The 10949-nt window shown below is 58.5% G+C and carries 10 protein-coding genes; 9 read left to right on the forward strand and 1 reads right to left on the reverse strand.

Features of this window, described 5'->3' with window-relative positions; translation table 11 throughout:
- From Q7O77_RS09235 to patD, 7 genes are all read left to right on the forward strand, one after another.
- Positions 1 to 597 (forward strand): LysR substrate-binding domain-containing protein (locus tag Q7O77_RS09235; protein ID WP_304166099.1); only part of this gene is annotated, 597 nt, incomplete at its 5' end.
- A gap of 181 nt (positions 598 to 778) precedes the next feature.
- Entirely contained in the window at positions 779 to 2242 is a 1464-nt protein-coding gene (locus Q7O77_RS09240) for a gamma-aminobutyraldehyde dehydrogenase (protein ID WP_304166102.1), read from the forward strand.
- Between the two features lie 109 nt (positions 2243 to 2351).
- On the forward strand, positions 2352 to 3506 hold the full coding sequence (gene ydcS / locus Q7O77_RS09245) for a putative ABC transporter substrate-binding protein YdcS (RefSeq protein WP_304166105.1): 1155 nt from the start codon (positions 2352 to 2354) through the stop codon (positions 3504 to 3506).
- Between the two features lie 191 nt (positions 3507 to 3697).
- Complete coding sequence (locus tag Q7O77_RS09250) at positions 3698 to 4729, forward strand: ABC transporter ATP-binding protein (RefSeq protein ID WP_304166108.1); 1032 nt, start codon at positions 3698 to 3700, stop codon at positions 4727 to 4729.
- A gap of 1 nt (position 4730) precedes the next feature.
- Complete coding sequence (locus tag Q7O77_RS09255) at positions 4731 to 5678, forward strand: ABC transporter permease (protein WP_304166110.1); 948 nt, start codon at positions 4731 to 4733, stop codon at positions 5676 to 5678.
- A complete protein-coding gene (locus Q7O77_RS09260) occupies positions 5668 to 6474 on the forward strand; it encodes an ABC transporter permease (protein WP_304166113.1) in 807 nt (268 codons plus the stop codon). Before Q7O77_RS09255 ends, Q7O77_RS09260 begins: the two co-directional genes overlap by 11 nt.
- A gap of 71 nt (positions 6475 to 6545) precedes the next feature.
- Positions 6546 to 7970: an aminobutyraldehyde dehydrogenase gene (gene patD / locus Q7O77_RS09265; protein ID WP_304166116.1), complete on the forward strand. Its 1425-nt coding sequence runs from the start codon at positions 6546 to 6548 to the stop codon at positions 7968 to 7970.
- 42 nt (positions 7971 to 8012) lie between these two features.
- On the opposite strand, the gene Q7O77_RS09270 is transcribed toward patD, so the two are convergent.
- Positions 8013 to 9425, reverse strand: coding sequence for an MFS transporter (locus Q7O77_RS09270; RefSeq protein ID WP_304166119.1), 1413 nt, complete (start codon positions 9423 to 9425; stop codon positions 8013 to 8015).
- Positions 9426 to 9770: 345 nt separating this feature from the next.
- Between Q7O77_RS09270 and xapA the strand changes: the two genes are divergently transcribed.
- Both xapA and Q7O77_RS09280 read left to right on the forward strand, forming a co-directional pair.
- On the forward strand, positions 9771 to 10598 hold the full coding sequence (gene xapA, locus Q7O77_RS09275; protein ID WP_304166121.1) for a xanthosine phosphorylase: 828 nt from the start codon (positions 9771 to 9773) through the stop codon (positions 10596 to 10598).
- Between the two features lie 117 nt (positions 10599 to 10715).
- Positions 10716 to 10949, forward strand: a 234-nt coding sequence (locus Q7O77_RS09280) for an MFS transporter (protein WP_304166124.1), incomplete at its 3' end; no start/stop codon positions are given.

Below are 10949 nucleotides of genomic sequence, written 5' to 3' on the forward strand. Positions count from 1 at the left end.
TACTTTCTCGTCGACCTGCTCAAACATTTCAAAGACGCCTATCCCAATGTGATGGTGCAGGTGGTGGAGGATGAGCGCAGATACATCGAACATCTGCTGGTGAGCGGCGAGATCGACATCGGCGTATTGATCCTCTCCAACCTTGAAGATCGCGATGCTTTGCAGACGGAAGTGCTGTGCCATTCGCCGTACCGTCTTTGGCTGCCGCCGCTGCATCCGCTGCTGGAGCGCGAGAGCATCAGCCTGGCCGATGTGGTGACGGAACCGCTGATTCAGCTCAATGTGGATGAGATGGATATCCACGCCCGCCATATCTGGAGTAAAGCCAGCCTGACGCCGGACATTGCCATGAAGACCACATCGACCGAAGCCGTGCGGAGTCTCGTCGCCGCCGGGATGGGGCTTTCTATCCTTCCCGACATGACGTATCGCGCCTGGTCGCTGGAGGGAAATATGATTGAAGCGAGCAAATTGACCGATCCTATCGAACCATTAGAAATCGGTATGGCCTGGCGTCGAGGCAGTACTCGGCCCAAACTGGTTTCCCCCTTTCTCAGCGTCGCCCGCGAAAACAGCGGGCTGCGCAAGATTTCGTAATCCAGCCTGTATGGAAATGGAGCAGCGTTCGATTTATTCGAATGCTGCCTTCAATAATTAATAGTGGTTGATGCCCATCGACTTTCCCTATTGTGTTTTCAACGCGCTATAACACCACGTTGGCGTTAGTTTTATGTGGATATCCCCCTCCGGGGCGCGACACTAGAAACAGGGAAACGCGATGTCGGATGAGGATTTTATCGCCCGCTTTTCCAGCAGGCATTTGATTGATGGGCAGTTGATTGACGGCGATGGCACATTGCAGGATATCGTCAATCCGGCCAGTGGAGAGATTGTTGCCAGGATTGGTGAAACGTCCACCACGCAGGTCGCCGAGGCGGTAGACGCAGCTCAGCGAGCCTTCCCCGCGTGGGCCAGAACCACACCCTCGCAGCGCGCTATTATTTTGTTGCGAATCGCTGATGCGATAGAACAAGAGGCCGCGTCGCTGGCGCAGCTGGAAGCCATTAACTGCGGCAAGCCGCTGTATCAGGCGCTCAATGACGATCTTCCCGCCGCCGTCGATGTCTTTCGCTTTTTCGCGGGCGCGGTGCGCTGCCAGCAAGGGCAGTTAGCGGGAGAGTATCTGGACGGACATACGTCCATGATCCGTCGGGACCCCCTCGGCGTCGTCGCCTCCATCGCGCCGTGGAATTACCCGTTGATGATGGCGGCCTGGAAAATCGCTCCGGCGCTGGCGGCGGGCAACACCGTCGTATTCAAGCCTTCCGAGCACACGCCGCTGACCATACTGGCGCTGGCGCCTACCTTGAATACGCTACTGCCGCCGGGCGTGCTGAATATCATTACCGGCAGCGGCGAGAGCGCGGGCAGCGCGCTGGTTAATCATCCGCGGGTGCGTATGGTGTCCGTGACCGGAGATCTTGTGACCGGTCAGCGAATTTTGAACGCCGCCGTCAGCAACGTGAAGCGCACCCATCTGGAGCTGGGGGGCAAAGCCCCGGTGATCGTCTGCAACGACGCGGATATCGATGATGCCGTTGAGGCGATAGCCACCTGGGGCTACTACAACGCGGGGCAGGACTGTACCTCCGCCTGTCGGGTATATGCGCAGTCGGGTATTTATGCACAGTTGGTTGACGCGTTAGGCGGCGCGGTGTCCCGCCTGCGGATGGCGCAGCCGCGAGACGAAGACAACCATCTGGGACCGCTGATCAGCGCCCGCCAGCGCGACCGGGTTTCCAGCTTCGTCGAACGCGCGCTGAGTCAGCCGCACATCGAACGTATTACGGGCGCAGGCAGGGTGGATGGCCCCGGTTTTTACTACCCGCCGACGCTGCTGGCCGGTTGCCTGCAAAGCGACGAAATCGTGCAGCGCGAGGTTTTCGGCCCGGTGGTCAGCGTTACCCGATTCACGTCGCTGAAGCAGGTAGTCCAGTGGTCAAACGAGTCGGAGTATGGGCTGGCGTCGTCGGTCTGGACGCAAAATATCGATACCGCCATGCAGGTGGCGGCCAGTTTGCAATACGGGACGACGTGGATTAACAGTCATTTCTCGCTGATCAGCGAAATGCCGCATGGGGGATTAAAGCGTTCCGGCTATGGTAATGATTTATCCAGTTATTCACTACAAAATTACAGTGTAGTGCGGCACATCATGGCCAAATTCAAACGACAATTTTAAGACCGCGCTCGAGCAATATTATTTTCTTATTATAAAACGCAGACACAGATAATAAAAAACCTGTGGCGTTATTGTGCCACGAATAAGCCAATCTTGACGGGGAATCAGTATGGAAAAATATCATGCCAGGATGTCATTATCCGCTATTTGCCTGAGCGTTTTGTGTGGCTTGAATATGGCTCACGCGACAGCGCCGGAATTATCCGCTCAAGGGGAAGGACGTCTCGATATCGTAGCCTGGCCCGGTTATATCGAGCGGGGTCAAAGCGATAAAAACTACGATTGGGTCACGCAGTTCGAACAGGAAACCAGCTGCCAGGTCAACGTCAAAACCGCCGCGACCTCAGACGAAATGGTCAGCCTGATGGCGAAGGGCGGCTACGATCTGGTGACGGCTTCCGGCGACGCTTCGCTGCGACTGATCTATGGCAAGCGTGTTCAACCGATTGAGCCTGCCGCCATTCCCAACTGGAAAAGCCTCGACCCACGGCTGATCAACGCACCGTGGTACACGGTCGGCGGCAAAATCTACGGCACCCCGTATCAATGGGGGCCTAACCTCCTGATGTACAACACGACGGTGTTCCCGACGCCGCCGGAAAGCTGGTCGGTGGTGTTCACTGCGCAGACATTGCCGGACGGCAAGACCAATCAGGGACGGGTGCAGGCTTACGACGGACCGATCTACATCGCCGATGCCGCGCTGTACCTGAAAAACACGCAGCCGGAGCTGGGGATTACCGACCCGTATCAACTGACGGAACCTCAGTATCAGGCGGCGCTGACGCTGTTACGCAGCCAGCATGCGCTGATTCATCGCTATTGGCACGACACCTCTGTGCAGATGAGTGACTTCAAGAATGAAGGCGTCGCAGCTTCCAGCGCCTGGCCGTATCAGGCGAATGCGCTCAAAACCGAAGGTCAGCCGATTGCCACCGTGTTGCCGAAAGAGGGCGTCACCGGGTGGGCGGACACCACCATGCTGGCGTCGGACGCCAAACATCCGGTCTGCGCCTACAAATGGATGAACTGGTCGTTGCAGCCCAAAGTACAGGGCGATGTAGCCGCCTGGTTCGGCTCAGTACCGGCCGTGCCTGCCGCCTGTAAAGACAACGCGCTGCTGGGGGCTGAAGGATGTGAAAATAACGGCGCGACGCAGTTCGACAAAATTGCATTCTGGAAAACGCCTCAGTCCGAAGGCGGGAAATATGTCCCTTACAGCCGCTGGACGCAAGATTACATTGCCATTATGGGCGGACGTTGAATGAAATGGAGGGGTAAAAAATAAAACGGAGCTTTCAGTCGACGAACCAGAATTCATTATTTCGCGGCTGATGATTTAACCGTTCAGGTTTTTATTCCAATGAGTTCCGTTATTTTTTTTGCCATTTTTTGTTTTATTTTTTCGATGGGTTTTTAAGTCTGACGATAAAACCCATCCACCGGGAGTTAATTATGTCCAACGCTGTGGAATTTATTGATGTTTCCCGACACTTTGGGGATGTCCGCGCTGTGGATCGCGTCTCCATCGATATCAAAGACGGCGAGTTTTTTTCCATGCTCGGTCCGTCCGGGTCAGGGAAGACCACCTGTCTGAGACTGATCGCCGGTTTCGAACAGCTCTCCTCGGGGTCCATCCGTATTCACGGGCGCGAAGCCAGCGGACTGCCGCCTTATCAGCGTGATGTGAACACCGTCTTTCAGGATTATGCGCTGTTTCCACACATGACTGTGCTGGACAACGTGGCCTACGGACTGCGCGTGAAGGGCGTCGGTAAAAACGAACGCCGCGCCCGGGCGCAGGAGGCGCTGGAGCGGGTGGCACTCGGTTTTGTCGCGGCGCGTAAACCGGCGCAGCTGTCCGGCGGGCAGCGTCAGCGCGTGGCACTGGCGCGCGCGTTGGTCAATCAGCCCAGCGTGTTACTGCTCGATGAACCGCTCGGCGCGCTGGATCTCAAACTGCGCGAACAAATGCAGGGCGAACTCAAGACGCTCCAGCGACAGCTTGGGATCACCTTTATTTTCGTGACGCACGATCAAAGCGAAGCCTTGTCGATGTCCGACCGGGTGGCGGTCTTTAATAACGGCCGCATCGAGCAGGTGGATACGCCCCGCGAGCTGTACATGAACCCTAAGACGCCGTTTGTGGCGGAGTTTGTCGGCACGTCCAATGTGCTGTCGTCGGAGCAAGCGCTGCGGCTGACCGGGGCGGCAGGATGTTTCGCCGTTCGTCCGGAGCACATTCGCCTGCAGTCCTCCGCGCCGGACGACATCGCCGGGGATATTCGCGTCGCCGCCCAGATTAAGGATATCCACTATCAGGGCGCGGCGACCCGTTACGAGCTGATGCTGGAAACGGGCGAGCGTCTGCTGGCGAGCGAAACCAACCATCAGCGCATCGCTGTCCAGCCCGCCTGGACGATCGGCCAGCCGTTGACCGCCTGTTGGGCGCGTAGCGCCATGGTCGCGCTGCAGGAGGTGGGGTGAGATGACGACCGCAGACATCCTGGCTCCCGCCGTCCGTCGGAGCACGTGTCACCGACTGTTCGACTTCTTCTACCGTCGTCCGGGCTTTTATCTGGCGCTGCTGCTGGCGCCGCCGCTGTTGTGGTTCGGCGCTGTCTATCTGGGATCGTTACTGACGCTGCTGTGGCAGGGGTTTTATACCTTTGACGATTTCACGATGACGGTATCGCCTACGCTGACGCTGGCGAACATCGCGGCGCTGTTCAGCCCAACGAATTACGACATTATCGCGCGCACGGTGGTGATGGCGGTGTGCGTCACGCTGTTCAGCGCCATGCTGGCGTTCCCGATTGCGTATTACATGGCGCGCTACACCCGTGGCAAGCAGAAAGCCTTTTTTTATGTCGCGGTGATGATGCCGATGTGGGCCAGCTACATCGTCAAGGCTTATGCCTGGACGCTGCTGTTGTCGCGGGATGGGGTCATTCAGTGGTTTCTGCGCCACCTCGGGCTGGAAGGGGGCTTGCACAGCCTGCTGTTGCTGCCGGGCATCGGCGGAAACACGTTGTCGACCTCCGGGCTGGGGCGCTTTCTGGTGTTCGTCTATATCTGGCTGCCGTTCATGATCCTGCCGATACAGGCGGCGCTGGAACGCCTGCCGGTGTCGCTGATTCAGGCCTCGGAAGATTTAGGCGCTCAGCCGCAGCAGACCTTTCGCTATGTCATCCTGCCGCTGGCGGTGCCGGGCATTGCCGCGGGCTCCATCTTCACCTTCTCACTCACGTTGGGCGATTTTATCGTGCCGCAGCTGGTGGGACCGCCGGGTTATTTCATCGGCAACATGGTCTATTCCCAGCAGGGGGCCATCGGCAATCTGCCTATGGCGGCGGCGTTCACGCTGGTGCCGATTGTCTTGATTGCCATCTATCTCTCTCTGGTAAAACGATTGGGGGCCTTCGATGCACTCTAAACGCGCGCCGCTACCGCTCCGGCTGGCGGCCTGGGGCGGACTGCTGTTTCTGCATATTCCGCTGCTGATCATCGCCGTTTACGCGTTCAATACCGAAGAGGCGGCGTTCAGCTTCCCGCCGAAAGGCTTCACGCTGCGTTGGTTCCAGCTGGCGGCGGAGCGGCGGGATATTTTCGAGTCCGTCAGCCTGTCGCTACAGATCGCCTGCTTTTCCACGCTGATTGCGCTGGTGCTGGGCACGCTGGCCGCCGCTGCGCTGTATCGTCGGGACTTCTTCGGTAAGAACAGCATCACGCTGATGTTAATGCTGCCGCTGGCGCTGCCGGGCATTATCACCGGACTGGCGCTGCTGGCCGCTTTCCACGCGGCGGACATCGAGCCCGGCATGATGACGATCGTTATCGGCCATGCGACGTTTTGTATCGTGATTGTGTTCAACAATGCCATCGCCCGGTTCCGGCGTATCTCTCACTCGCTGATTGAGGCGTCGATGGATCTGGGCGCCGACGGTTGGCAAACTTTTCGCTACGTGATTCTCCCCAATCTGGCGACGGCGCTGCTGGCAGGCGGGATGCTGGCCTTCGCGCTGTCGTTCGATGAAATTATCGTGACAACGTTTACCGCAGGGCACGAACGTACCTTACCTATCTGGCTGTTGAATCAGCTGGGGCGACCGCGCGATGTGCCGGTCACCAACGTTGTGGCGCTGTGCCTGATGATATTGACCATGATCCCGATCCTCGGGGCCTGGTATCTCACAAAAGAAACGACGGATGTGTCCGGCGACGGCAAATAGCCCGCAGGCCACTGAAAATGAACGTCATAGCGTGCGTGCTGTGATGCGAAACAATGACTGAGGACCAAATAATGCAGACAAAAATGGTGATCAACGGACGTTTAGTCGCGGGTGAAGGCAGTACGCTGCCTGTCTATAATCCGGCAACCGGAGAGGAAATCGCGCACATCGCTCAGGCGTCCCCCGCGCAGGTTGCGCTGGCGGTGGAGAGTGCCGATCGAGCTTTTGCGTCCTGGGGACAGAGCACGCCGAAAACGCGTGCGGAATATCTGCTGCAAATAGCGGACTGTATCGAACAGAACGCTGAGACGTTCTCCCGCTTGGAGTCGCTCAACTGCGGCAAGCCGTATCATGCCGTGCTGAACGATGAGATCCCGGCGGTAGCGGATGTCTTCCGCTACTTCGCGGGCGCCTGCCGCTGTATGAACGGGATGGCCAGCGGGGAATATCTGGAGGATCACACTTCGATGATCCGCCGCGATCCGCTGGGCGTCGTCGCCTCTATCGCGCCCTGGAACTATCCGCTGATGATGGCGGCCTGGAAGCTGGGACCGGCGCTGGCGGCAGGCAACTGCGCCGTCATTAAACCTTCAGAGCAGACGCCGCTGACGACGCTGAAACTGGCTGAACTGGCGGTCGGTATTCTGCCTGACGGCGTACTGAACGTCGTCTTCGGCGACGGACCGACGGTCGGCGATGTCCTGACCGGCCATGAGAAGGTGCGCATGGTGTCGCTGACTGGCTCGATTCCGACCGGACAGCACATCATTCGCCATACGTCGTCCTCGGTAAAACGTACGCACATGGAACTGGGCGGCAAAGCGCCGGTGATCGTCTTTGACGACGCCGATATCCCGGCGGCGGTCGAGGCGATCCGCAACTTCGGCTTCTACAACGCCGGGCAGGACTGTACCGCCGCCTGTCGCGTCTATGCCCAGAAAGGCATCTATGATCGATTGGTGGCGGCTTTGGGCGAGGCGATTGTCTCACTCAAAATAGGCTCGCCGGAGGATGAAACCACCGAACTGGGTCCGCTGATTACCGCCGCACATCGCGACCGCGTTGCCGGGTTCGTCGAACGGGCGAAAGCGCTGCCGCATATTTCGGTGGTGACCGGCGGCGCGAAAGTCGAGGGGCCGGGCTATTACTTCCAGCCGACGCTGCTGGCTGGGGCATTGCAGGATGACGAAATCGTCCAGAAAGAGGTGTTCGGGCCGGTGGTCAGCGTGACGGAGTTTGACGACGAGGCTGAGGTGCTGGCGTGGGCCAATAGCTCAACGTATGGGCTGGCTTCCTCCGTCTGGACGCAGGATCTCGGCCGGGCGCATCGTCTGAGCGCGCGCCTGCAATACGGCTGTACCTGGGTGAATACGCATTTCATGCTGGTCAGCGAAATGCCGCACGGGGGGCAGAAACAGTCCGGTTACGGCAAGGACATGTCGATGTACGGGTTGGAGGATTACACGATCGTACGTCACATCATGATTAAACACTGATGCAAGGGCGGGCGCCTCAACCGAGGACGCCCGCCGATATTTTTAGATGTTATCCAGATTAATGCCGCGCGTTTTTGGTCCCCAGACGCCTACCGACAGCATCACCATCAGCATACTGAACACGATGAAGATCACGACGCTGACGCTTCCCACATGCTGCAACAACAAGCCGATCAGGATGCTGGTGAAGGCGGTGGACAGGCGGCTGAACGAGTAGCAAAAGCCGACGGCCCGGGCGCGAATGCGCGTCGGGAAAATCTCGGCCTGATAAGCGTGATAGCCTATCGTCAGCCAGGCATTGGAGTAGGTGATGAGGAAGCCGCAGGCGATGAGCAGCAGCGGGTGCGTCTGCTGGGTGAACAGCAGGCCGAACACCACGGTCATCAGACACGAGCCGACGATCTGCCACTTATGCTCGAAGCGGCCGACATACAGGCTGCACAACAGGCAGCCGATCGGATACGCCAGCGTGATGAAAAAGGCGTAGAACAAGCTTTGAGTGATCCCCGCCCCCTGTCCGGACAGCAGTGACGGCAGCCAGTTGCCAAAGCCAAAGAATCCAATGGATTGGAAGAAATTCATGGCGACCAGCATCAGCGTACGCTGGCGATATTCCGGTGCCCAGATATCGCGGAATCGGCCGCGCGGAGCCGCTTCCTGCGACGCATTCTCCGTATACACATACTGGCTCTGTGCCGTCATGCCGCACCGTCGCTCCATGTCGCACAACACCTGATGGGCGTCGTCATGACGGCCTTGCTGCGCCAGCCAACGGGCGGACTCGGGCAGATTTTTGCGTAGCACCCAGATCAAGACGGAGCAGGCCGCGCCCGCAATAACTACCCAGCGCCAGCCGCTGATCCCGAAAAAGGTATGAGGCACCAGCCACCAGGACATCAGGGCCACCGTCGGCACCGAAAGAAACTGGATAAAGAAGGCGAAGGCAAACGCCTTGCTACGCAGATAGGTCGGCATCCATTCGCTGAGATAGGCGTCGATGGTCACCAGCTCAATACCCAGCCCGATACCGACCAGAAAGCGGCACAGAATGACGCCTTCTGCGGTGCTCTGCATCGCCATCACGAAAGACAGCGCGCCGTACCAGGCCAGCGCGTACATGAAGGTCATTTTGCGGCCCAGCCTATCGGCCCACGGCGCCAGGAGGCTGGCGCCGACGAACAGGCCTAAAAACGTCGCCGACGCGAAGCTGGCCTGATCGGTGATATGGAACAGGCCCTCTTTGCCTACATGAAAGATATGCTCGGCGACCAGCCCACTGCTGATGTACGCCGTCTGAAAGAGATCATACAGCTCGAAAAATCCCCCGAGCGAAAGCAAGGCGATAAAACGCCAAAGCCCGGCGGTAGAGGGTAGCCGGTTAATCCGCGCGGTGAGATCGAGACCGGCGTGATGGCCGCCTGTGGCTTCGTCCAATGAAGTGCTGGGGGACTGCATATTGTGTCTTCCTTATCACGATGAATGCGTTATGTGGGGGACTTCCCGCCGCGGCGAGTATCGCCGTGAGCGTCCAACGCGTTCCCGACGGTGCGGGAACACGTCGTTGGCAGACTGCGGGACATCATAGGATGGCGCGCTGTCGCTCGCCAGTCCTGTGCGAATGTCGGCGACCCGTCGCATCGTATATTAATAAGCTTTTGCTATTAGTGTCCGCAGAAAAAGTTCTTAATATGAAAATCTCTTTTCGTCGTTAAGCCGAACGGCCTGCCTATAGGGACGACCGCGATTGGGCTTTCGACGTCAGGCCCGATCCCGCGGCCTTTCTCTAGACAAGGAACTGCTATGTTCAACCCCGAAGATGCCATCACCTGCGCGACCCTTATTCGTCAAAAACTCCCTGATTTTCAGCCGGAAGCGGCGCTGATCCTTGGCTCCGGGCTCGGCGAACTGGCCGATTCCATGACCGACATCACCGAATTCGACTATGCCGAACTGCCGGGATTTCCGGTCAGCAGCGTGGAAGGCCATGCGGGCAAGCTGGTGGCCGGTTATCTGGAAGGCGTCCCGGCGTTGTGCATGAAGGGCCGTGGTCATTACTACGAAGGGCGCGGGATGACGGTGATGACGACTGCGGTGCGGACGTTCCGGCTATTGGGCTGCGAGTTTTTGCTGGTGACCAGCGCGGCGGGATCGCTACGTCAGTCGGTTGCACCCGGGCGGCTGGTGGCGCTGACCGACCATATCAACTTTATGCCGGAATCGCCGTTGGTGGGGGAGAATGACGAGCGCTTTGGACCGCGTTTCTTTAGCCTGGCCAATGCCTATGACAGCGAGCTGCGAGGCGAGCTGTATAAGGTCGCCGCCCACTTGGGTATCGATCTCGCCGAAGGTGTGTTTGCCGGGTACACCGGGCCCAATTTCGAAACCCCGGCGGAAATTCGCATGATGAAGCTGGTGGGATGCGACGTGGTGGGAATGTCGGTCGTGCCCGAGGTATTGGCCGCGCGCCACTGCGGACTAAAAGTCCTCGCGGTGTCTGCAATGACGAACTATGCCGAGGGGATGTCCGATACGGTGCTGTCGCACGAGCAGACGTTACGTTGTGCGGCGTTGGCCTCCGGGGATTTCATGCGGCTGATCCGCGAATTTTTCAAAACGCGCGCCGCCTGAGGCTGGTGCAGCGGCCGCGTTGATACGAGCGTGTTGTCTGACGATAGGGCGGGTCGCCTCATCATCTTAGCCGGGTAATCAACGCGAACGCTGCCAGGGAAAGAAGGAAGAGTCATCATGTCGAACGTATTTTCGATCTCGCTGCGTCTTAAGACGATGTTCTTTTTGCAGTACTTTATCTGGGGCTGCTGGCTGGTCACGCTGGGCTCTTACATGATCAACACGCTGCACTTTACCGGCGTGCAGGTCGGAATGGCCTATAGCGCAAAAGGGCTGGCCTCACTGGTCTTTCCGGGGCTGGCGGGGATTATCGCCGACCGCTGGATCCGGGCTAATCGCCTTTATGGTCTG

It is taken from the genome of Lonsdalea britannica (genome assembly GCF_946477055.1).
GTDB classification, from domain to species: domain Bacteria; phylum Pseudomonadota; class Gammaproteobacteria; order Enterobacterales; family Enterobacteriaceae; genus Lonsdalea; species Lonsdalea britannica_A.